The sequence below is a fragment of the Streptomyces sp. NPDC000075 genome (assembly GCF_040301925.1).
In the GTDB taxonomy this organism is placed as follows: domain Bacteria; phylum Actinomycetota; class Actinomycetes; order Streptomycetales; family Streptomycetaceae; genus Streptomyces; species Streptomyces polychromogenes.
Genome location: NZ_JBEPFL010000043.1, coordinates 41112 through 63778, shown reverse-complemented (window position 1 = coordinate 63778; position 22667 = coordinate 41112). Strand labels below are relative to the sequence as shown.

At 69.7% G+C, this 22667-nt stretch carries 21 protein-coding genes; 17 read left to right on the top strand and 4 right to left on the bottom strand.

All coding sequences use genetic code 11. The features are described from left to right. The 4 genes from ABT403_RS34360 to ABT403_RS34345 form a co-directional block, all read left to right on the top strand. A partial coding sequence (locus ABT403_RS34360) for a vitamin B12 dependent-methionine synthase activation domain-containing protein (protein WP_351650589.1) occupies positions 1–1122 on the top strand: 1122 nt, incomplete at its 5' end. A gap of 114 nt (positions 1123–1236) precedes the next feature. Then, positions 1237–1938: an HAD family hydrolase gene (locus ABT403_RS34355; protein WP_344159026.1), complete on the top strand. Its 702-nt coding sequence runs from the start codon at positions 1237–1239 to the stop codon at positions 1936–1938. 479 nt (positions 1939–2417) lie between these two features. Further along, positions 2418–4022: an ABC transporter substrate-binding protein gene (locus ABT403_RS34350; RefSeq protein WP_344159028.1), complete on the top strand. Its 1605-nt coding sequence runs from the start codon at positions 2418–2420 to the stop codon at positions 4020–4022. A gap of 71 nt (positions 4023–4093) precedes the next feature. Further along, positions 4094–5677, top strand: coding sequence for an ABC transporter substrate-binding protein (locus tag ABT403_RS34345; RefSeq protein ID WP_344159030.1), 1584 nt, complete (start codon positions 4094–4096; stop codon positions 5675–5677). Between the two features lie 73 nt (positions 5678–5750). Here the strand turns inward: ABT403_RS34345 and ABT403_RS34340 are convergent, their stop codons facing one another. Continuing rightward, complete coding sequence (locus ABT403_RS34340) at positions 5751–6422, bottom strand: response regulator (RefSeq protein ID WP_344159032.1); 672 nt, start codon at positions 6420–6422, stop codon at positions 5751–5753. A gap of 61 nt (positions 6423–6483) precedes the next feature. Then, positions 6484–7362 (bottom strand): RecB family exonuclease, encoded by an 879-nt coding sequence (locus ABT403_RS34335; RefSeq protein WP_344159034.1) that lies wholly within the window; start codon positions 7360–7362, stop codon positions 6484–6486. 163 nt (positions 7363–7525) lie between these two features. On the opposite strand from ABT403_RS34335, the gene ABT403_RS34330 reads away from it, so the two are divergent. From ABT403_RS34330 to ABT403_RS34320, 3 genes are all read left to right on the top strand, one after another. Continuing rightward, positions 7526–8725: a site-2 protease family protein gene (locus ABT403_RS34330; protein ID WP_344159036.1), complete on the top strand. Its 1200-nt coding sequence runs from the start codon at positions 7526–7528 to the stop codon at positions 8723–8725. Positions 8726–8743: 18 nt separating this feature from the next. Then, positions 8744–9640, top strand: coding sequence for a tRNA (adenine-N1)-methyltransferase (locus tag ABT403_RS34325; protein WP_042814566.1), 897 nt, complete (start codon positions 8744–8746; stop codon positions 9638–9640). Between the two features lie 314 nt (positions 9641–9954). Next, positions 9955–10461: a hypothetical protein gene (locus tag ABT403_RS34320; RefSeq protein ID WP_344159783.1), complete on the top strand. Its 507-nt coding sequence runs from the start codon at positions 9955–9957 to the stop codon at positions 10459–10461. 4 nt (positions 10462–10465) lie between these two features. On the opposite strand, the gene ABT403_RS34315 is transcribed toward ABT403_RS34320, so the two are convergent. Then, a complete protein-coding gene (locus tag ABT403_RS34315; RefSeq protein ID WP_344159039.1) occupies positions 10466–10786 on the bottom strand; it encodes a ferredoxin in 321 nt (106 codons plus the stop codon). A 264-nt stretch (positions 10787–11050) separates the two neighbouring features. Between ABT403_RS34315 and arc the strand changes: the two genes are divergently transcribed. The 6 genes from arc (at position 11051) to prcA (ending at position 17174) form a co-directional block, all read left to right on the top strand. After that, positions 11051–12817: a proteasome ATPase gene (arc, locus tag ABT403_RS34310; RefSeq protein ID WP_045947094.1), complete on the top strand. Its 1767-nt coding sequence runs from the start codon at positions 11051–11053 to the stop codon at positions 12815–12817. Between the two features lie 248 nt (positions 12818–13065). Continuing rightward, positions 13066–14577 (top strand): depupylase/deamidase Dop, encoded by a 1512-nt coding sequence (dop, locus tag ABT403_RS34305; RefSeq protein WP_344159043.1) that lies wholly within the window; start codon positions 13066–13068, stop codon positions 14575–14577. Positions 14578–14751: 174 nt separating this feature from the next. Beyond that, positions 14752–14964: a ubiquitin-like protein Pup gene (locus tag ABT403_RS34300; protein WP_045947082.1), complete on the top strand. Its 213-nt coding sequence runs from the start codon at positions 14752–14754 to the stop codon at positions 14962–14964. A 33-nt stretch (positions 14965–14997) separates the two neighbouring features. Continuing rightward, complete coding sequence (locus tag ABT403_RS34295) at positions 14998–15549, top strand: endonuclease VII domain-containing protein (RefSeq protein ID WP_344159047.1); 552 nt, start codon at positions 14998–15000, stop codon at positions 15547–15549. After that, entirely contained in the window at positions 15530–16369 is an 840-nt protein-coding gene (prcB, locus tag ABT403_RS34290) for a proteasome subunit beta (RefSeq protein WP_344159049.1), read from the top strand. The genes ABT403_RS34295 and prcB overlap by 20 nt, the downstream gene beginning before the upstream one ends. A gap of 40 nt (positions 16370–16409) precedes the next feature. Continuing rightward, positions 16410–17174 carry a proteasome subunit alpha gene (prcA, locus tag ABT403_RS34285; RefSeq protein WP_344159051.1) on the top strand — a complete coding sequence of 255 codons (765 nt, stop codon included), beginning with the start codon at positions 16410–16412 and terminating at the stop codon, positions 17172–17174. A gap of 61 nt (positions 17175–17235) precedes the next feature. Here the strand turns inward: prcA and ABT403_RS34280 are convergent, their stop codons facing one another. After that, on the bottom strand, positions 17236–18234 hold the full coding sequence (locus ABT403_RS34280; RefSeq protein ID WP_344159053.1) for a LacI family DNA-binding transcriptional regulator: 999 nt from the start codon (positions 18232–18234) through the stop codon (positions 17236–17238). 137 nt (positions 18235–18371) lie between these two features. On the opposite strand from ABT403_RS34280, the gene ABT403_RS34275 reads away from it, so the two are divergent. The 4 genes from ABT403_RS34275 to ABT403_RS34260 all read left to right on the top strand — a co-directional run bounded on the left by ABT403_RS34275 (position 18372) and on the right by ABT403_RS34260 (position 22611). Further along, on the top strand, positions 18372–19610 hold the full coding sequence (locus ABT403_RS34275; protein ID WP_344159055.1) for an MFS transporter: 1239 nt from the start codon (positions 18372–18374) through the stop codon (positions 19608–19610). Positions 19611–19668: 58 nt separating this feature from the next. After that, positions 19669–21030, top strand: a complete 1362-nt coding sequence (gene pafA, locus ABT403_RS34270; RefSeq protein WP_344159057.1) for a Pup--protein ligase — start codon at positions 19669–19671, stop codon at positions 21028–21030. Positions 21031–21158: 128 nt separating this feature from the next. Further along, positions 21159–22163, top strand: coding sequence for an FKBP-type peptidyl-prolyl cis-trans isomerase (locus ABT403_RS34265; protein WP_344159059.1), 1005 nt, complete (start codon positions 21159–21161; stop codon positions 22161–22163). 55 nt (positions 22164–22218) lie between these two features. After that, positions 22219–22611 (top strand): FKBP-type peptidyl-prolyl cis-trans isomerase, encoded by a 393-nt coding sequence (locus tag ABT403_RS34260; protein ID WP_344159061.1) that lies wholly within the window; start codon positions 22219–22221, stop codon positions 22609–22611. Positions 22612–22667: the final 56 nt, after the last annotated feature.

Below are 22667 nucleotides of genomic sequence, written 5' to 3'. Positions count from 1 at the left end.
TCCACCGTGATCATGAAGGAGAACCTGGAAGAGCTGAACCAGCGCAAGCTGGCCGCCGACTACCCGGTCATCCTGGGCGGTGCGGCCCTGACCCGCGCCTACGTGGAGCAGGACCTGCACGAGATCTACGAGGGCGAGGTCCGCTACGCCCGTGACGCCTTCGAGGGCCTGCGGCTGATGGACGCGCTGATCGCCGTCAAGCGCGGCGTCCCCGGCGCCACCCTGCCCGAGCTCAAGCAGCGCCGCGTCGCCAAGCGGGACACTCCCGCCCTCCCGGTGGAGGAGCCGGAGCAGCCGGGCGGCCGGTCCGACGTGGCCGTCGACAACCCGGTGCCCACCCCGCCCTTCTGGGGGACCCGCGTGGTCAAGGGCATCCCGCTCAAGGACTACGCCTCCTGGCTGGACGAGGGCGCGCTGTTCAAGGGCCAGTGGGGCCTCAAGCAGGCCCGCGCCGGCGGGGCCACGTACGAGGAGCTCGTCGAGAGCGAGGGCCGTCCGCGCCTGCGCGGCCTGCTGGAGAAGCTGCACACGGAGAACCTCCTGGAAGCCGCCGTGGTCTACGGCTACTTCCCCTGCGTCTCCAAGGGCGACGACCTGATCATCCTGGACGAGCAGGGCAACGAGCGGACCCGCTTCACCTTCCCGCGCCAGCGCCGCGGCCGCCGCCTGTGCCTCGCGGACTTCTTCCGCCCGGAGGAGTCCGGCGAGACCGACGTCATCGGCCTCCAGGTGGTCACCGTCGGCTCGAAGATCGGCGAGGCCACGGCCAAGCTGTTCGAGTCCGACTCCTACCGCGACTACCTGGAGCTGCACGGCCTCTCCGTCCAGCTGGCCGAGGCCCTGGCCGAGTACTGGCACGCCCGCGTCCGCGCCGAGCTCGGCTTCGGTGGGGAGGACCCGGCGGCGATCGAGGACATGTTCGACCTCAAGTACCGGGGCGCCCGCTTCTCCCTGGGCTACGGGGCCTGCCCCGACCTGGAGGACCGGGCGAAGATCGCCGACCTCCTCCAGCCGGAGCGGATCGGCGTCCACCTCTCGGAGGAGTTCCAGCTCCACCCCGAGCAGTCCACCGACGCTCTGGTCATCCACCACCCCGAAGCGAAGTATTTCAACGCACGCTGACACGGACCGGCGTACACTGGTCGGTCCCAAACAGGCCGGTCACCTGTTCCCGAGGGGATGCCCCGCGGGGTCACGAGGTGACCGGCCTTGTCGTCCCCGGAGAGAGGCGTACGCATGACCAGCACCGTTCCCGCCCCCGTCGTCCGCACGGCCGACGGGCACGCCCTGCAGGCGGTGCTGCTCGACATGGACGGCACCCTCGTCGACACCGAAGGGTTCTGGTGGGAGATCGAGGCGCAGATCTTCCTGGAGCTCGGCCACCGCCTCGACGAGGCCTGGCGGGACGTGGTCGTCGGCGGTCCCATGAGCCGCAGCGCCTCCTTCCTGATCGAGGCGACCGGCGCGGCCATCGGCCTCGCCGAGCTGAGCGTCCTGCTGAACGAGCGCTTCGAGGCCCGGATCGCCGAGCAGGTCCCCCTGATGCCCGGCGCCGAGCGGCTGCTGAGCGAGCTGGCCCGGCACAACGTGCCCACCGCCCTCGTCTCGGCCTCCCACCGCCGCGTCATCGACCAGGTCCTGCTCACCCTCGGCCGCGACCGGTTCCACCTGACCGTCGCCGGCGACGAGGTCCCGCGCACCAAGCCCCACCCCGACCCCTACCTGTTCGCCGCGAGCAGCCTCGGCGCGCACCCCTCGCGGTGCGCCGTCATCGAGGACACCGCCACCGGGGTGGCCGCCGCCGAGGCGGCCGGCTGCCGGGTCGTGGCCGTGCCCTCCGTGGGGGTCATCGAGCCCGCTCCCGGGCGGACCGTGGTGCGCTCGCTGGAGGAAGTGGACCTGCCCTTCCTGCGCTCCCTCATCACTCCGATGAACTGAGCGCATACGGTCAGTGCCGAACGGAACAGGGGCCGGTCCCCGCTCCAGCGGAAGGATCTTCCGCTTCTGGCCCCGGAGGCCGAAATTCCATCCTGCCGGTGAGGGCTGGCGCGGGTGACTTTGGTCACCTGAGCAGCCTTCGCCGGACCTGCCCCGAGCCTCCAGGGGCTTCCCATGTGTCCGGATTGATCATCTCTCGACACCATCTGCGAAGACTCCGGCATAAGCGGTCAGTCCGCGCCCATCACAGTGCGATTACGCCCCAACTCCTGCCGGTTCCAGCCACCCCGTCCCGGGCCACTAATGTCGACGCGGGCACTCCGCACGCACCTCTGCCGTACCGGCCGCACACCCTTGCGCCGGTGCGCGCGTGGACCGATCGTCAAACACCGGCCCGATCGTTCCGCCCTGAACGGGCGACCGCAGCGAAGTGCCCTCTACGCCGCTTAACAAGTGCCGGGTGAGGGAGTACTTCCAGCATGAACCGCAAGACCATGGTGCTGACGGCCGCGATCGGCCTGCTCACCCCCGCGCTGTCCGCATGCGGCAGCGCGAGCGGAAACGGAGCAGGGTCCGGAGCGATCGTCGTCGGCACCACCGACCGGTTCGAGGCCGCAGACTACGCCCCCGCCCCGTTCGACCCCGCCTACGCCTACGACGCCACCACCTGGAACGTCCTGCGCCAGACGGTCCAGACGCTGATGCACACCCCGCGCGGCGGCGGACAGCCCGTCCCCGAAGCGGCCTCCGACTGCCGCTTCACCGACAACGACAACGAGAGCTACCGCTGCACCCTGCGGCCGGGCCTGAAGTTCGCCAACGGCGACCCGCTCACCGCCAAGGACGTCAAGTTCTCCCTCGACCGGGTCCGCGCCATAAAGGACGAGAACGGCCCCTCCTCCCTCCTCTCCACCCTCGACACCGTCGAGGTCAAGGGCGCCGACACCGTCGTCTTCCACCTGAAGACCCCGGACGCGACCTTCCCCTACAAGCTCGCCACCCCCGCGGCGGGCATCGTCAGCGAGAAGAACTACGACGCGAAGAAGCTCCGCGACGGCTTCGCCGTCGACGGCTCCGGCCCGTACACGATGAAGGCCGAAGTCAAGGACAACCACCTCGTCCGGGCCGTCTTCACCAAGAACCCGAACTACAAGGGCGACCTCAAGCTGCAGAACGACAAGGTCGAACTGCGCACCTTCCCCGACTCGGCCGCCGCCACCAAGGCGCTGTCCGACGGCTCCATCAGCATGGTCTCCCGCACCCTCTCCCCGGCCCAGATCACCGAGCTCTCGGCCAAGCCCCCCAAGGGCGTCAAGCTCGTCCCCATGCCGGGGCTGGAGATCCGCTACATCGGGTTCAACACCGACGCCCCGGTCACCAAGGAGAAGGCCGTACGCCAGGCCCTCGCCGCCGCCGTCGACCGCAACAACGTCATCTCCAAGGTCTACGGCAAGTCCGCGCAGCCCCTGTACTCGCTGGTCCCCACCACCGTGGGCGGCCACGTCAACTCCTTCTTCAACAAGTACGGCGAGGCCAACACCGCCAAGGCCGCCGACCTGCTGAAGGCCGCCGGCGTCAAGACGCCCGTCAAGCTGACGCTGAACTACACCAGCGACCACTACGGCGACGGCACCGCGGCCGAGTTCGCGGCCCTCAAGACCCAGCTGAACTCCACCCAGCTCTTCGACATCACCGTCCAGGGCAACGAGTGGGGCGACTTCCGCCCCGCCCAGAAGAAGGGCGACTACGCCGCCTACGGGCTCGGCTGGTTCCCCGACTACCCGGACGCCGACAACTTCCTCGCCCCGTTCCTGGAGCAGGACAACTTCCTGGGCACGCCGTACGCCAACAACACGGTGCGCACCAAGCTCATCCCCGAGTCCCGCAAGGCCGCCGACCGCAACGTCGCCGTCCCCGCGATCACGGAGATGCAGGACATCGTCGCCGAGGACGTGCCCGTCCTGCCCCTGTGGCAGGGCAAGCAGTACGTCGCCGCACGCGACGGGATCACCGGAGTGGAATGGTCGGTCAACGCCATCTCCGACCTCCAGCTGTGGGAGCTCGGCCGCGGGGTCAGCGGCTGAGACCGGCAGCAACCGGCGGCGGACGTCGCAGGCCGGCGCAACGAACAGACGAGAACTGTGAAGGACATCGCGTGAAGAGACGTAACCAGTGGCTGGTGGCCCCGCTCGGGGCGGCAACCGCCGCCGCGCTGCTCAGCGGCTGCGGCTCGCAGGACGGCTCGGCCGCCGGCGACGGCAAGGGCGTGGTCATGGGCATATCCGACAAGGTGAAGTCCACCGACCCGGCGTCCGGCTACGACCCGGGCTCCTGGCTGCTCTTCAACAACGTCTTCCAGTCGCTGCTGAGCTTCCCCAAGGGCGGCACCACGCCCGAGCCCGACGCCGCCCAGGCCTGCAACTTCGAGGGCGGCGACAGCAAGGTGTACAAGTGCACCCTGCGTTCCGGCCTGAAGTTCAGCAACGGCCACAGCCTCACCTCGAAGGACGTCAAGTTCTCCTTCGAGCGCACGCTGAAGATCAACGACCCGAGCGGCCCGGCCGTCCTGCTCTCCGCCATCGGGAGCATCGACGCCCCCGACGAGAAGACCGTCGTCTTCAAGCTGAAGACCCCCGACGCGACCTTCCCGAGCAAGATCGCCTCGGGCGCGGGCGCCATCGTCGACCACGCCGAGTACCCGGCCGACAAGCTGCGCACCGACAACAAGGCGATCGGCTCCGGCGTCTACAAGCTGGACTCCTTCAGCGAGAAGAGCGCCAACTTCTCGGTCAACGACTCCTACAGCGGCAAGGCCAAGGCCAAGAACACCGGCGTCACGCTGAAGTTCTTCAACGGCGACCAGGCCGGCCTCAAGACCGTCCTGGAGAGCGGCGACGTCGACTTCGCCTTCCGCGGCCTCGCCGCCAAGGACATCGCCGGCCTCGCCGCGACCAAGACCGGCGACAACAAGGTCGACGTCGTCCAGGGCACCGGCGCCGAAGTCCAGCACATGGTCTTCAACGTCAGCGACCCGGTCGTCGGCAAGCTCCCCGTCCGCAAGGCCATCGCGTACCTCGTCGACCGCGAGGCGCTCGTCAAGGACGTGTACTCCGGCACCGCCATCCCGCTGTACTCGATCGTCCCGGCCGGCATCGCCGGACACACCACCCCCTTCTTCGACCGCTACGGCGGCAGCCCCCAGCTGGAGAAGGCCAAGGCCGTCCTCAAGGCCGCCAACATCACCGGCAAGATCAAGCTCACGCTGTACTCGACGCCGACCCGCTACGGCCCCTCCACCGACCAGCAGTTCCAGGTCATCGCCAAGCAGCTCAACGAGAGCGGCCTGTTCGACGTGGACGTCAAGTCCGTCGAGTTCGAGCAGTACGAGAAGGACATCAAGGCCGGCAAGTACGGGATCTACGTCAAGGGCTGGGTGCCCGACTACCCGGACGCCGACAACTTCACCCAGCCGTTCTTCGGGCCGGACAACGTCCTGATGAACAACTACGACAACAAGGAGATCAGCGGGACCATCATCCCGACGACCTCCACCAAGTCCGACCGCACCGCGGCCAACCCGGACTACACCCGCCTCCAGGACATCGTCGCCGACGAGGTGCCGGTCCTCCCGCTCTGGCAGAGCAAGCAGTACGCCGTCGCCCGCCAGAACGTCACCGGCCTCCAGTGGTCCCTGGACGCCTCGACGGTCTTCCGCTTCTGGGAGATCAGCAAGGGCTGACCCGCCCCGGACGCACCTCCGCCCCGGCACCCCAGAAGGGTGCCGGGGCGGAGCCGCATCCGCAGGAGGGCCGCTACTGCGCGCCCGGACGCACCAGCCCGCTCTCGTACGCGTACACCGCAGCCTGCACCCGGTCGCGCAGCCCCAGCTTCGTCAGCACGTGACCCACGTGCGTCTTGACCGTCGTCTCGCTCACGAACAGGTCCGCCGCGATCTCCGCGTTCGACAGCCCCCGCGCCACCAGCTTCAGCACCTCGACCTCACGCTCCGTCAGCGTCCCCAGCACGTCCGGGACGCTCTCCTCACCCGACGGCAGGTGACCGGCGTACTTGTCCAGCAGCCGGCGCGTGATGCTCGGCGCCAGCATCGCCTCGCCCGCCGCCACCACCCGGATCGCCTGCACCAGCTCATTGGCCGGGGCGTCCTTCAGCAGGAACCCGCTCGCCCCCGCCCGCAGCGCCTCCACCACGTACTCGTCCAGATCGAACGTGGTCAGCACCAGCACCTTGGCCGGCCCGTTCCGCTCCGGACCCGTGATCTGCCGCGTCGCCTCGACCCCGTCCATCCGCGGCATCCGGATGTCCATCAGCACCACGTCCGGCTGCAGCGCCCGCACCTGCTCCTGCGCCTGGAGACCGTCCCCGGCCTCACCCACCACCACCAGGTCCTGCTCCGCCTCCAGGATCATCCGGAAGCCGGTGCGCAGCAGTGGCTGGTCGTCGACCAGCAGGACGCGGATCGCCACGGGAACTACCTCGTATTCGTCGGACGGCTTCGGCGCCGCCCATTCTGCCCTGGCCGCGGGGTCAGGAATCCGCCGGGCGGCCCGCCCTCGGGACGATCGCCAGCGGATACACCGGGGGAGTACCGCCGAACTCCGGACACACCGACTGATGATCACACCAGCCGCACAGCTTCGTCGGCCGCGGCCGCCACTCACCCGTCTCCGTGGCCTCCCGGATCGCCTCCCACAACGCGTGCAGCTTGCGCTCCACCCGCTCCAGGTCCGCCACCACCGGGTCGTACGTCAGCACGTCCCCGCTCCCCAGATACACCAGCTGGAGCCGCCGCGGCACCACGCCCTTCAGTCGCCACACCACCAACGCGTAGAACTTCATCTGGAACAGCGCGCCCTCGGCGTACTCCGGCCGCGGCGCCTTGCCCGTCTTGTAGTCGACGATCCGCACCTCACCCGTCGGCGCCACGTCCACCCGGTCGATGATCCCGCGCAGCCGCAGCCCCGACTCCAGCTCCGTCTCCACGAAGAACTCCCGCTCCACCGGCTCCAGCCGCGTCGGGTCCTCCAGCGTGAACCAGCGCTCCACCAGCGCCTCCGCCTCGGCCAGCCACCCGGCCAGCCCGGCGCCCCCGTCCCCCGGCGGGAACAGGTCCGCCAGCTCCGGCTTCGCCTCCAGCAGCCGCTCCCACTGCCCCGGCAGCAGCGCCTTCGCCCGCGGCGCCGTCCGCTCCTGCGCCGGATGGTCGAACAGCCGCTCCAGCACCGCGTGCACCAGCGTCCCCCGCGTCGCCGCCGCACTCGGCTTCTCCGGCAGCCGGTCGATCACCCGGAACCGGTACAGCAACGGGCACTGCATGAAATCGCCCGCCCGCGAAGGCGACAGCGAGGCGGGCCGGGCAGCACCCGGGGAAGCACCGTCGGAACCGGCGCCGGGGATCGTCGTCATGCGTAAAACCCTACGACCCGGGACCGACAGCGCGCGCATACCATCGACTCCGGGACCATCGCCCTGCATGATCGGAGCATCACACCGCGCGACAGCGCCCCCACGCCGCCCCACCCACGACGTGGACCACACTGGAAGCAAACGCACCGAACGAAGGAAAGCCGTGGCAGACACCGACGAAACCGGCGAGCGCTCCGCCAAGCGCTCCGACCCGGGCGGCGGCATCCTCATGGGCCGCCCCTTCGGCGTACCCGTCTACGTCTCGCCCAGCTGGTTCCTCGTCGCCGCCCTCATCACCTGGGTCTTCGGCGACCAGCTCGACCGCGTCCTGCCCGACCTCGGCCCCGCCCGCTACCTCGTCTCCCTCTTCTTCGCCGTCGCCTTCTACGCCTCCGTCCTCGTCCACGAACTCGCGCACACGATCGCCGCACTCCGCTTCAAGCTCCCCGTGCGCCGCATCCAGCTCCAGTTCTTCGGCGGGGTCTCCGAGATCGAGAAGGAGTCCGAGACCCCCGGCCGCGAGTTCGTCCTCGCCTTCGTCGGCCCCCTGCTCTCCCTCGCCCTCGCCGGGATCTTCTACCTCGGCATGAAGGCCGTCGACCCCGCCACCGTCCCCGGCGTCCTCCTCGCCGGCCTGATGATCTCCAACCTCCTCGTCGCCGCCTTCAACCTGCTGCCCGGCCTGCCCCTCGACGGCGGCCGCATGCTCCGCGCCCTGATCTGGGGCATCACCGGCAAACCCATGGCCGGCACCGTCGCCGCCGCCTGGGTCGGCCGCGCCCTCGCCGTCACCGTCCTCATCGGCCTGCCCCTGATCACCCAGACCGGCGTCCTCGGCAACCCCGCCCGCGACATCGGCGGCATGGACACCGTCATGGACGCCCTCCTCGCCGCCATCCTCGCCGCGATCATCTGGACCGGCGCCGGCAACAGCCTGCGCATGGCCCGCCTGCGCGAACACCTCCCCGAACTGCGCGCCCGCGCCCTCACCCGGCGCGCCGTCCCCGTCCAGAGCACCACCCCCCTCTCCGAAGCCCTGCGCCGCGCCAACGAAGCCGGAGCCCGCGCCCTCGTCGTCGTCGACGGCCAGGGCGACCCCACCGCCATCGTCCGCGAGACCGCCATCGCCTCCGTCCCCGAACACCGCCGCCCCTGGGTCGCCGTCAGCACCCTCGCCCAGGACCTCACCGACGGAATGAAGGTTTCGGCGGAGCTCACCGGAGAAGCCCTCCTCGACCACCTCCGCACCACCCCCGCCACCGAATACCTCGTCCTCGAGACCGGCGGCGAGATCTACGGCGTCCTGTCCGCCCTCGACGTCGAGAAGGCCTTCGTGAAGGCCATGGCGCGGCCCCAGTCCTGAAGCCAATACACTGGTCACATGTCCGAACCGACCGGTGCCGCCCGCCGACGCGGGCCCTTCGAGGTCGGGGACCAGGTACAGCTGACCGACCCCAAGGGCCGCCACTACACGTTCACGCTCGAAGCCGGGAAGAACTTCCACACCCACAAGGGTTCCTTCCCGCACGACGAGCTGATCGGCGCTCCCGAGGGCAGCGTTGTCCGCACCACCGGCAACGTCGCCTACCTCGCGCTGCGCCCCCTGCTCCCCGACTATGTCCTGTCCATGCCCCGCGGCGCCGCCGTGGTCTACCCCAAGGACGCGGGCCAGATCCTGGCCTTCGCCGACATCTTCCCCGGCGCCCGCGTCGTGGAAGCGGGAGTGGGCTCCGGCTCCCTGAGCAGCTTCCTGCTGCGCGCCATCGGCGACCAGGGCATGCTCCACAGCTACGAGCGCCGCGCGGACTTCGCCGAGATCGCCACCGCCAACGTCGAACGCTACTTCGGCGGCCCCCACCCCGCGTGGAAGCTGACCGTGGGCGACCTCCAGGACAACCTGGACGAGACCGACGTCGACCGCGTCATCCTCGACATGCTCGCCCCCTGGGAGTGCCTGGAAGCGGTCAAGAAGGCCCTCGTCCCCGGCGGCATCCTCTGCTGCTACGTGGCCACCACCACCCAGCTGTCCAAGACCGTCGAGTCCATCCGCGAGATCGGCTGCTTCGCCGAGCCGCAGCCCTGGGAATCGATGATCCGCAACTGGCACGTGGAAGGCCTCGCCGTCCGCCCGGACCACCGGATGATCGGCCACACCGGCTTCCTCGTCACCGCCCGCCGCCTCGCGGACGGCGTCGAGCCCCCCATGCGCCGCCGCCGCCCCGCCAAGGGCGCCTACGGCGAGGACTACGAGGGCCCCGGCAGCGACCGCTCCGCCTAACCCTCCCCGCCGCCCCGCCCGGCGGCGGCCCAACACGAAAGCGCTGTGGCGCAGTTCCCGGAAGACCACCCGGAACTGCGCCACAGCGCCTTTTCGTTGTCCGTACCGGGTGCGCGCGCACCGGTGCGGACCCGGCCGTTCCACCCCGGTGTGAGGTATGGCACGATGCTGGCTCACCGTCACCCTTCGTACAGGAGACACCCCGCGTGACGCACAGCCCCACCGACCCCGCCCCGTCGTTGGAAGACCTGTCGCCCGAGCACCTCGCCCACCGCCGGGCCAAGCCCGTCCACTGGGTCGCCACGGCCACCGCCATGGCCGCCGTCATAGCCGGCGCCGGCCTGCTCCAGCCCGGCCGGGCCACCGGGGCCACCCCCGCCCCCGGGACCGCGAGCGGCCCGCAGACCGCCGCCGCACCCGACGCGCACGACGTCGCCTACCCCCTCGACTGCAAGGGCGCCGGGCAGACCGTCACCGCCGCCGCCCAGGGCGACCTCGACGGCGACGGCCGCCCCGAGACCGTGGCGGCCGTACGCTGCGACGCCGGATCCGGCACCCCGCCCCACGCGATCTACGTACTGGCCCGGGAGGCCGCCCCCGGGGCCCGGCCCCGCGTCGTCGCCACCCTGCTCGACCCCGCCACGCGCCGCACGGCCACCGATCTGACCGTCCGCGACCGGACCGTCACCGCGAGCCTGCTGGGCTACTCCTCGCCCTCCGTGCCCCGCTACAGCCCCGACGTCAAGCAGCTCGCCAAGTGGCGCTGGACCGGCGGGAAATTCCGCCAGGAGCTTACGGACTCGACCGCCGGACGTGTTTGAACCGTCACTCGGCGTCCGGGCCGTACACCTCGACCCTGTCCGAAACGCGCCTTACGTGAATGCAGTCACCGGGGCATTCCTTCGCCGAGTCGACCACGTCCCGCAGCAGCGGCAGGGGAACCGGAGTCGTCGCTCCGGGCTCCACGAGGAGCTCGTCCTCGGGGCTCTTCACGTACGCCAGACCGTCGATGTCCAGCTCGAACACCTCCGGGGCGTACTGGACGCAGATCCCGTCGCCGGTGCAGAGGTCCTGGTCGATCCAGACCTCCAGGGCCTCCGCGGCCCCTCCGGCGCCGCCCGTCGGGGCCTCCTGCTGCACGGTCATATCTCCTGCCGATCCCTGCGCTGATTGATCCGTTCCGGAAGCGGCTCTGGGCAAGTCGCGCGGGCCCGGACGGGTGTTGAACGCTTCGACCTTACAACCGGCTGCTTTCCGATGTTGAAGGGTGGGTATTTCCCTGGCGTGAGGGAGTACGCAAGGGTGAAGATCGGACACACCCCTACCGTCTTTGTGATCTAGGGGTTTCAATCACCACCAGCCCAGGTAGGGTCAGGAAGCGTCCAGCTCCCCTTGGAGGAGGTGAGGACCGTGGCAGCCCACGACGATGACATCAACCGCGGCATCCGGCCCGGGCGAGGGTCTGAGGACCCCGCTGGCCAGGTTGCCTATCTCGAGCAGGAAATCGCCGTCCTGCGACGCAAGCTCGCCGACTCTCCGCGTCACACGAGGATTCTCGAAGAGCGGATCGTCGAGCTCCAGACGAATCTGGCAGGCGTCTCCGCGCAGAACGAACGACTGGCGAATACCCTCCGTGAGGCCAGGGACCAGATCGTGGCCCTCAAGGAGGAAGTCGACCGGCTCGCGCAGCCGCCGGCCGGCTTCGGTGTCTTCCTTCAGGCGAACGAGGACGGCACCGTCGACATCTTCACCGGTGGCCGCAAGCTCCGCGTGAACGTCAGCCCCAGCGTCGACCCGGAAGACCTCCGGCGCGGCCAGGAGGTCATGCTCAACGAAGCGCTCAACGTGGTCGAGGCCATGGAATTCGAGCGCGCCGGGGACATCGTCACCCTCAAGGAGATCCTGGAGGACGGCGAGCGGGCCCTGGTGGTCGGGCACACCGACGAGGAGAGGGTGGTGAGGCTCGCCGAGCCGCTCCTGGACATCACCATCCGCCCCGGCGACGCCCTCCTGCTCGAACCCCGCTCCGGCTACGTGTACGAGGTGGTCCCCAAGAGCGAGGTCGAGGACCTCGTCCTCGAAGAGGTCCCGGACATCGACTACGACAAGATCGGCGGCCTGGGCGACCAGATCGAGCTGATCCGCGACGCCGTCGAGCTCCCCTACCTCTACCCGGACCTCTTCAAGGAGCACGAACTGCGGCCCCCGAAGGGCATCCTGCTCTACGGCCCGCCCGGCTGCGGCAAGACGCTCATCGCCAAGGCCGTCGCCAACTCCCTTGCCAAGAAGGTCGCCGAGGTGACCGGACAGGCCGCCGGCAAGTCCTACTTCCTGAACATCAAGGGCCCCGAGCTCCTCAACAAGTACGTCGGCGAGACCGAGCGGCACATCCGCCTCGTCTTCCAGCGTGCGCGTGAGAAGGCCAGCGAAGGCACCCCCGTCATCGTCTTCTTCGACGAGATGGAGTCCCTCTTCCGCACCCGCGGATCCGGCGTCAGCTCGGACGTGGAGAACACCATCGTCCCCCAGCTGCTCGCCGAGATCGACGGTGTGGAGGGCCTGGAGAACGTCATCGTCATCGGCGCCTCCAACCGCGAGGACATGATCGACCCGGCGATCCTGCGGCCCGGCCGCCTCGACGTGAAGATCAAGATCGAGCGCCCGGACGCCGAGGCCGCGAAGGACATCTTCGCGAAGTACCTCAAGGCCTCGCTGCCGCTGCACACGGACGACCTCAGCGAACACTCGGGCTCGCCCGAGGTGGCCGTCCACAGCATGATCCAGACCGTCGTCGAGCAGATGTACGCGGAAAGCGAGGAAAACCGCTTCCTCGAGGTCACGTACGCCAACGGCGACAAGGAAGTCCTGTACTTCAAGGACTTCAACTCCGGAGCGATGATCCAGAACATCGTCGACCGGGCGAAGAAGATGGCCATCAAGGCATTCCTCGAACACAACCAGAAGGGCCTCAGGGTCTCCCACCTCCTCCAGGCCTGCGTGGACGAGTTCAAGGAGAACGAGGACCTGCCGAACACCACCAACCCGGACGACTGGGCCCGGATCTCCGGAAAGAAGGGCGAGCGGATCGTATTCATCCGTACGCTCGTCACCGGAAAGCAGGGCGCGGACACCGGACGCTCCATCGACACGGTGGCGAATACCGGTCAGTACCTCTGACGGTGCGAGGCGGCTGCGGGTGCCTCTCACGGCACCCGCAGCCGCCTGCTTTACCGCCCGCCTTTTCCGGCCGTGAACAAGGCGAAGTCAATGACTGAAATGATCTCCCCACCAGTGCGGAGTGGTTCTAGGCTCTTCCGTACCGCCGCATCCGCAGTGCGGGACGGGCACCGCACATGACGCACCGGAGCACCAGCGGTACTTGAGCGCCGCCCCGAACGGGAGCGCCGCCGGGCAAGGAGGGCCGCATGACCGTACGGCGAGTAATGGGGATCGAGACGGAGTACGGGATCTCCGTCCCGGGGCACCCGAACGCCAATGCCATGCTCACCTCGTCCCAGATCGTCAACGCCTACGCGGCGGCGATGCACCGGGCGCGACGCGCCCGCTGGGACTTCGAGGAGGAGAACCCGCTGCGGGACGCCCGCGGCTTCGACCTCGCCCGCGAGGTGGCGGACAGCAGCCAGCTGACCGACGAGGACATCGGTCTCGCCAACGTCATCCTGACCAACGGGGCGCGGCTCTACGTCGACCACGCCCACCCCGAGTACAGCTCGCCGGAGATCACCAACCCCCTCGACGCGGTGCTGTGGGACAAGGCCGGCGAGCGGATCATGGCCGAGGCCGCCGAGCGGGCCGCCCAGCTCCCCGGCGCCCAGCCGATCCACCTCTACAAGAACAACACCGACAACAAGGGCGCCTCCTACGGGACGCACGAGAACTACCTGATGAAGCGGGAGACCCCCTTCTCGGACATCGTGCGCCACCTGACGCCCTTCTTCGTCTCCCGCCAGGTCGTCACCGGCGCGGGCCGGGTCGGCATCGGGCAGGACGGGCGCGAGCACGGCTTCCAGATCAGCCAGCGCGCGGACTACTTCGAGGTCGAGGTCGGGCTGGAGACCACCCTCAAGCGCCCCATCATCAACACCCGCGACGAGCCCCACTCGGACGCGGAGAAATACCGCCGGCTCCACGTGATCATCGGGGACGCGAACCTCTCCGAGATCTCCACCTACCTCAAGCTGGGCACGACCGCCCTGGTCCTGTCCATGATCGAGGACGGGTTCATCAGCGTCGACCTGGCCGTGGACCAGCCGGTGCGCACCCTGCACCAGGTCTCCCACGACCCGGACCTCCAGCACCTGATCACGCTCCGCAGCGGGCGCACCCTGACCGCCGTACAACTCCAGATGGAGTACTTCGAGCTGGCCAGGAAGTACGTGGACGAACGGTTCGGCACCGACGCCGACGAGCAGACCAAGGACGTCCTGAGCCGCTGGGAGGACGTGCTGGGCCGGCTGGAGACCGACCCGATGAGCCTGGCGGGGGAGCTGGACTGGATCGCCAAGCGGGAGATCCTGGAGGGCTACCGCAGGCGCGACGGACTCGGCTGGGACGCGGCACGGCTGCACCTGGTCGACCTCCAGTACTCGGACGTACGGCCCGAGAAGGGGCTGTACAACCGCCTGGTGGCCCGGGGCAAGATGAAGCGGCTCCTGGAGGAGCCGGCCGTGGAGCGGGCCGAGAGCAAGCCGCCGGAGGACACCAGGGCGTACTTCCGGGGGCGCTGTCTGGAGCAGTACGCGGACGACGTGGCGGCGGCCTCCTGGGACTCGGTGATCTTCGACCTCCCGGGCCGCGACTCCCTCCAGCGGGTGCCGACCCTGGAGCCCCTGCGGGGGACCCGCAAGCACGTCAAGGAGCTCCTGGACCGCTGCCGCACGGCGGAGGACCTGGTGCGGGTGCTTTCGGGGCAGTGAGCGGGCCTGAAAAGCCTCCGGCGAGGGAATCATGAAAGCAGCCGGACGTTGTGAAAGTACGGGGACGAATGCCGGACCCGCCTTGTAGGGTCCGGCATAGGGTCTGATCTTGAGAGGTCCCGAATCCCGGGGTCTCTCCGTGTGAGCGCGCGAACCGAGCGGGGTGAGGTAGACATGGCGACCAAGGACACCGGCGGCGGACAGCAGAAGGCCACTCGCTCGACCGAGGAGGTCGAGGAGCAGGCCGCGGAAGCGCAGTCCGACCTCAAGGAACGGCAGGAGAAGCTCTCCGACGACGTCGACTCGGTACTTGACGAGATTGACGATGTCCTCGAGGAGAATGCCGAGGACTTCGTTCGAAGCTTCGTTCAGAAAGGCGGCGAGTAGCCTTCGGATCGCAGGCTCGTCGGGGGTTGGATCATGGATTTGAAGCGCTGCGTGCGGTGCGGGGAAGTCAAGCCGCGCGCGGCCTTCTCCATCAAGCGATCAAACATGGACGGCTTGCAGCGGCATTGCCGGGACTGCGCCACGAGGTACCACCTCAAGGCGCCGCCGACGGAAGTGGGGGCGACCGGCTTGCGTGCGGACGTGCCGCAAGGACACAAGCTCTGCACGTGCTGCGGGGAGGCCAAGCCGCAGTCCGACTATCACCGCAAGGCGTCCGCCTCCGACGGGCTGCATACGCGCTGCAAGCCGTGCCGGGCCGTCGAAGGGCGGGCGGGTCACCTCAAACGCAAATACGGGATCACCGAGGCCGAACGCGACCAGATGATCGCAGAGCAAGCCGGTCTCTGCTGTCTCTGCCTCCGGGCTCCGGCCGTGCATGTGGATCACTGCCACAAGACGGGTAGGGTCCGTGGCGTACTTTGCTTCAACTGCAACACCGGCCTTGGCCTGTTGAAGGACAGCCCGGACCGTATTCTTCGGGCCGCTGAATATCTGGAGGGAACGCGTGGAAGCCAACACTCGTAACACAGGGCGTCTACCGGCAGCCTTCCTGACGCCGGGGTCGTCGTCCTTCATGGACTTCCTGGGCGCGCACGCGCCCGAGATGCTGCCGGGGAACCGGAAGCTCCCGGAGGGGATCGTCGAGGCCCCGCACGGGACGACCATCGTCGCCGCCACCTTCCCCGGCGGGGTCGTCCTCGCCGGTGACCGGCGGGCGACCATGGGGAACATGATCGCGCAGCGGGACATCGAGAAGGTGTTCCCGGCCGACGAGTACTCCGCGGTCGGCATCGCCGGTACGGCCGGCCTCGCCGTGGAGATGGTCAAGCTGTTCCAGCTGGAGCTGGAGCACTTCGAGAAGGTGGAGGGGGCGACCCTTTCGCTGGAGGGCAAGGCGAACCGGCTCTCGACCATGATCCGGAGCAACCTGGGCATGGCCATGCAGGGGCTGGCGGTCGTGCCGCTGTTCGCGGGCTACGACGAGGCCAAGGAGAAGGGCCGGATCTTCTCCTACGACGTGACCGGCGGCCGCTCCGAGGAGCACGGCTACGCCGCCACCGGTTCCGGCTCCATCTTCGCCCGGGGCTCCATGAAGAAGCTCTACCGCCCGGACCTGACGGAGGAGCAGGCCACCACGCTCGTCGTGCAGGCGCTCTACGACGCCGCCGACGACGACTCGGCGACCGGCGGCCCGGACCTGTACCGCCACATCTACCCCATCGTCACCGTCATCACCGACGAGGGCTTCCGCAGGCTGGACGAGGACGAGTCGCAGGCGCTCGCCCGCAAGGTGACGGACCGCCGGCTCCAGGAGCCCGACGGCCCGCGCGCCGCCCTGCTCTGACCAGTCCTCTCGTCGCCCAGAAGAAAGGGACGGAAAGCCGGTGTCGACTCCGTTCTATGTGTCACCCCAGCAGGCCATGGCCGACCGGGCGGAATACGCCCGCAAGGGCATCGCCCGCGGCCGCAGCCTCGTCGTGCTGCAGTACGCCGACGGCATCGTGTTCGTCGGCGAGAACCCGTCCCGCGCGCTGCACAAGTTCAGCGAGATCTACGACCGGATCGGCTTCGCGGCCGCCGGCAAGTACAACGAGTACGAGAACCTGCGCATCGGCGGCGTCCGCTACGCCGACCTGCGCGGGTACACCTACGACCGTGACGACGTGACGGCGCGCGGTCTGGCCAACGTCTACGCGCAGACCCTCGGCACCATCTTCTCCTCGGCCGGTGAGAAGCCGTACGAGGTGGAGCTGGTGGTGGCGGAGGTCGGTGCGACGGCCGCCGGGGACCAGATCTACCGGCTGCCGCACGACGGTTCGATCGTGGACGAGCACGGTTCGGTCGCGGTCGGCGGCAACGCCGAGCAGATCAGCAACTACCTCGACCAGCGGCACCAGGACGGGATGACCCTGTCGGAGGCGCTGAAGCTGGCGGTGCAGGCGCTGTCCAGCCAGGCCAACGGGACGGACAAGGCGATCCCGGCCGAGCGGCTGGAGGTCGCGGTGCTGGACCGTACGCGGTCGCAGCAGCGCAAGTTCAAGCGGATCCGGGGCCGGCAGTTGTCGCGGCTGCTGGAGGCGGAGGTTCCGGCCGCCGCCCAGGTGGACGCCGTGCTGAACGACGAGGCGCCGGAGGACGACGCCGAGTAGTCCGCGCGTACCGGTGGGCCCCGGTCCGTCCCCTGTGGGGGCGGGCCGGGGCCCGCGTGCGTCAGGGGGCGGGGGCGGGGCCGGTGGAGTCGCGGACGACCAGTTCGACGGGGATGTCGGGGGCGGTCCAGGCGGTGCCCTCCAGGACGGCGAGGAGGGCGTGCATGCCCTGTTCGCCGACCTGCTCGGCGGGCAGCCGGACGGTGGTGAGCTCGGGTTCGACGGCGGTGGCCAGGCCGAGGTCGTCGATGCCGGTGACCGAGAGGTCCTCGGGGACGCGCAGGCCCAGGCGCCGGGCGGCCTTGCAGGCGCCGGCGGCCAGGACGTCGTCGTCGCAGAGGATCGCGGTGGGCCGCTGTGCGGGGTCCGCGAGGGCCGCCTCCATGGCGGTGCGGGCGGCGTCGACGGTGAGGGCGGCCCGTACGGTGCGCAGCTCGGCGGTGGGGCCGAGGAGGGCGGCGAGGGCGCGGGCGCGGATGTGGAAGGTCCAGGTGTCGACGTCGGCGGCGAGGTGGAGGAAGCGCCGGTGGCCGAGGTGCAGGAGGTGTTCGGCGGCCTGGCGGACCCCGTCGGCCATGGCGAGGTTGACGTGGGCGGCGGCGCGGCCGGAGGCGGGGTCGCTGTCGAGCATGACGAGGGGGAGGTCGTCGCCGCCGATGGCGTCGAGGGCCGCGGCGGCCATGGAGGAGGCGATGACCCCGTCGAGGGCGGCGCGGGCGGAGGCGAAGGGGTCGCGGGCGGGGCCGGTGCCGTCGGGGGAGGGGTAGAGGACGACGCCGAAGCCGTGGGCGGCGGCGACGCGGGCGGCGCCGGTGTAGACGCGGGCGAAGAACTCGTTGGTGAGGGCGGGGACGACGAGGAGGGCGGTGCGGGTGCTGCCGAGGCGCAGGTTGCGGGCGGCGAGGTTGGGCCGGTAGCCGAGGGTGGAGGCGGTTTCGCGGACCAGGGCGGCGGTGCGTTCGGAGACGCGGCCGCGCCATTTGTCGCCGAGGACGAGGGAGACGGTGGCCTGGGAGACTGCGGCGGCGGTGGCGACGTCGCGGCTGGTGGGTCTCGTCACAGGAAACTCCTGAAGTGCCAGGTGGGGCGGGTGGGGCTGGTCCTCGGGGTGGACCCGGGGTCTGCGGCCATGGTACGTATGACGGGTCGAGTTATACGTATTACCCCGGTGGAGACTCCGGGCAGAAGGGGGCGCTCATGGCCGCGGGATACGCGGAGCTGCTCAGGACGCGTCACGCCGCGAGACTGCTGGCGGGAACGCTGCTGGGCCGGCTGCCGAACGGCACCGCCGCCATCGCCATCGTCCTCTTCATCCGCTCCGAGGGCGGCAGCTACAGCCTCGCGGGCGCGCTGGCGGCGGCCTACGGGCTGGCCAACGCGGTGGGGCAGCCGCTGCTGGGCCGGGCGGTGGACCTGTACGGGCAGCCGCGGGTGCAGCTGCCGGCGGCGCTGGTCTCCGCGCTGGGCATGGTGTGGCTGGCGGCCGCCGGTACGGCCTCGATGGCGGCCGCGTACGCGGCGGTGCTGGTCTCCGGGCTGTTCACGCCGCCCCTGGAGGGCGGTCTGCGCGCCCTGTGGCCGTCGGTGCTCGGCGGCCGTGAGGAGCGGGTGCACGCGGCGTACGCGATGGACGCGGTGGCCCAGGAGGTCATGTACACGGTCGGCCCGCTGCTGGTGACGCTGTGCGTCGCCCTGTGGTCCCCGGCGGCCGCGCTGCTGGTGCTCAACGGGGTCGGCCTGGTCGGTGTGCTGATGGTGGTGCTCTCCGAGCCCTCCCGCACCTGGCGCTCGGTGCCGCGCGAGGCGCACTGGCTGGGCGCGCTGCGTTCGCGCGGGCTGCTGGCGCTGCTGGGCGCGTTCTTCTTCGTCGGCATGGCGCTGGGCTCGATCGCGGTGGCGGCGGTGGCCTACGCCGACGGGCACGGTGGGCAGGCGGTGTACGGCTGGCTGATGGCGGCGCTGGGCCTGGGCGCGCTGGTCGGCGGTGTGGTCTACGGCGCCCGGCAGTGGGCCGGGGCTCCGGAGCGGCGGCTGCGGCTGCTGGTGGGTCTGCTGGCCGTGGGCTACCTGCCGCTGATGCTGACCGTGGGCCCGGTGGCGATGACGGCGCTGGCCGCGCTGTCGGGCGTGTTCCTGGCGCCCTCGCTGGCCTGCGCGTTCATCGTGGTGGACCGGCACGCCCCGGCCGGCACGGTGACGGAGGCCTTCTCCTGGCTGGTGACCTTCTTCGGCGTGGGCGCGGCCCTCGGTACGGCGGCTGCGGGTCCGGCCGTGGAAATGGGCGGGACGACCGCCGGTTTCGCGGTGGCCGGAGGCGCCGGCGTGGCGGCCCTGCTGGTCCTGACGGCCACTCAGACGGCCCTGTCCGGGGGCGGCCGGACCCGGGCCGTGGCGGGTTCGGCGGGGGCCCCTTCGGAGCAGTTGATCAAAAACTGATCGGAACGCCGTTCTCGAACCCGGTTTCAGAAGAGGGCAGAAGGCGTAATGTTCAGTCATGGACCGCCGCATTTTCGGGCTGGAGAACGAGTACGGCGTCACGTGCACGTTCAGGGGACAGCGCCGACTGTCTCCTGACGAAGTGGCGCGCTACCTCTTCCGCCGTGTCGTGTCATGGGGCCGCAGCAGCAATGTCTTCCTGCGGAACGGCGCCCGCCTGTACCTCGACGTGGGATCGCATCCGGAATATGCAACACCCGAATGCGACAGTCTGACCGAACTGGTCACCCACGACAAAGCGGGCGAGCGCATTCTCGAAGGTCTGCTCGTCGACGCCGAACGCCGCCTGCACGAGGAGGGAATCGCGGGCGACGTCTACCTGTTCAAGAACAACACCGACTCGGCGGGCAATTCGTACGGCTGCCACGAGAACTACCTCGTGGCCCGGCACGGTGAATTCTCCCGTCTGGCGGACATCCTGATTCCCTTCCTCGTCACGCGCCAGCTCATCTGCGGTGCGGGCAAGGTGCTCCAGACCCCCCGGGGCGCGGTCTACTGCGTCAGCCAGCGGGCCGAGCACATCTGGGAGGGCGTCAGCTCCGCCACCACCCGTTCCCGTCCGATCATCAACACCCGCGACGAGCCGCACGCGGACGCGGAGCGCTACCGGCGCCTGCACGTGATCGTCGGGGACTCCAACATGTCCGAGACGACCATGCTCCTCAAGGTCGGCGCCACCGACCTCGTGCTGCGCATGATCGAGGCGGGCACGGTGATGCGGGACCTCACCCTGGAGAACCCGATCCGGGCCATCCGCGAGGTCAGCCACGACATCACCGGCCAGCGCAAGGTGCGCCTGGCCAGCGGCCGCGAGGCCTCCGCCCTGGAGATCCAGCGCGAGTACTACGAGAAGGCGCTGGACTTCGCCGAGCGGCGGGGGATCCGCACCGGGGTCGTGGAGCAGGTCCTGGAGCTGTGGGGCCGCACCCTGGAGGCCATCGAGGCCGAGGACCTGGACCGGATCGGCCGCGAGATCGACTGGGTCATGAAGTACCAGCTGATCGAGCGTTACCGGGCCAAGCACAACATGACGATGTCCAACCCGCGGGTCGCCCAGATAGACCTCGCGTACCACGACATCCACCGCCGGCGCGGCCTGTACTACCTGCTGGAGCGCAAGGGGCAGGCGGAGCGGGTCTGCAACGACCTGAAGATCTTCGAGGGCAAGTCGGTGCCCCCGCAGACCACCAGGGCGAGGCTGCGCGGCGACTTCATCCGCCGGGCGCAGGAGCAGCGGCGGGACTTCACCGTCGACTGGGTCCACCTCAAGCTCAACGACCAGGCGCAGCGCACCGTGCTGTGCAAGGACCCGTTCCGGTCGGTGGACGACCGGGTGGAGAAGCTCATCGCCGGTATGTGACCGGTCCGGCAGGGGACCCCGTACGCGTCGGCGTGCGGGGTCCTCGCATGCCAGAGCCTTGTGGCGCAGGGGGCAGCCCGTAGAGTGGGCCGCTAGGACGGACCATTCCAGCGACCCTGAGGACCACTGTGCGACGCCGACTTGCTGCCGCGCTCATCGTGCCGGCTCTGATGCTCACCGCGGCCTGCGGAGGGGGCGACGACTCCGGGAAGAAGGACTCCTCTCCGTCGGCCTCCGCCTCCAAGCCCGCCGACGTGCCGAAGCCGGTCGCGTCGGCGGACCCGATGCCGACCGTGGCCGGTGAGGCGGGCAAGAAGGCCGAGATCACCGTCCCCAAGGGCGAGCCGAGCGGCAAGTTCGTGGTCAACGTCCTCAAGGAGGGCACCGGGCCGGAGATCAAGAAGGACGATCTCGTGGTCACCAAGTACACCGGCAAGATCTGGAAGAGCGGCAAGGAGCTCCAGGGCTCCTACGACAAGGACGGCCAGCCGCTGGTGGTGCCGGCCGGTTCGCAGCAGATCCTGCCGCTGTTCAGCGACTCCGTGCTCGGCAAGAAGGTCGGCAGCCGTCTGCTGGTCGTGGCCCCGCCGGCCGCCGCCTTCGGTGACCAGGGCCAGCCGCAGCTGGGCGTGGGCCCGAAGGACAACCTGGTCTTCGTGATCGACGTGGACCAGGTCATGCCGAAGAAGGCCGAGGGCACCCAGGCCCCGATCCCGTCGGACCTGCCGCAGGTCAAGGCCGACGAGGACAAGGAGGCCACGATCACGATCCCGAAGAACGACCCGCCGAAGGAGCTGGTCGACAAGGTCCTGATCGAGGGCAAGGGTCCGGAGGTCCAGAAGGGCCAGACCGTCTACATGCAGTACAGCGGTGCGGCCTGGGCCCCGAACCAGGGCAAGGACGCGGCGAAGCTCTTCGACACCTCCTGGAAGACCGGGCAGCCGTTCTCGACGAAGATCGGCGAGGGTCAGGTCATCGAGGGCTGGGACAAGGGCCTCGTGGGCAAGAAGGTCGGCAGCCGCGTCCTGCTGGTGATCCCGCCGGAGCAGGCGTACAAGGACCAGGCCAAGGGTGAGGACCTGCCGGCCAACTCCACCCTCGTCTTCGTCGTGGACATCGTCGGAGCAATGTAAGACTGGTCGGGTTGCCCTTTTCCGCCTCCGCGGCGAGGGGCCCGCATCCGTACGCATGAGGAGCAGTTCCGTGAGCAGCAAGCTCGAGAAGCCCGAGATCGACTTCCCCGACTTCCCCGTCCCGGCCGACCTGGTCATCGAGGACGTCTGGGAGGGCGACGGCGCCGAGGCCAAGGCCGGCTCCGTGGTCTCCGTCCACTACGTGGGCGTGGCCTACTCCACCGGCGAGGAGTTCGACGCCTCCTGGAACCGCGGCTCCGCCCTGCAGTTCAAGCTGGGTGTCGGCCAGGTCATCCCCGGCTGGGACCAGGGCGTCCAGGGCATGAAGGTCGGCGGCCGCCGCAAGCTGGTCATCCCGCCCCACCTCGCCTACGGCGACCAGGGCGCGGGCGGTGCCATCAAGCCGGGCGAGACGCTGATCTTCGTCTGCGACCTGATGGCCGCCTGATCCACGGGCAGTCACCGGGCAGGGCCCCCGCCGTGAGGCGGGGGCCCTCGCTTTTG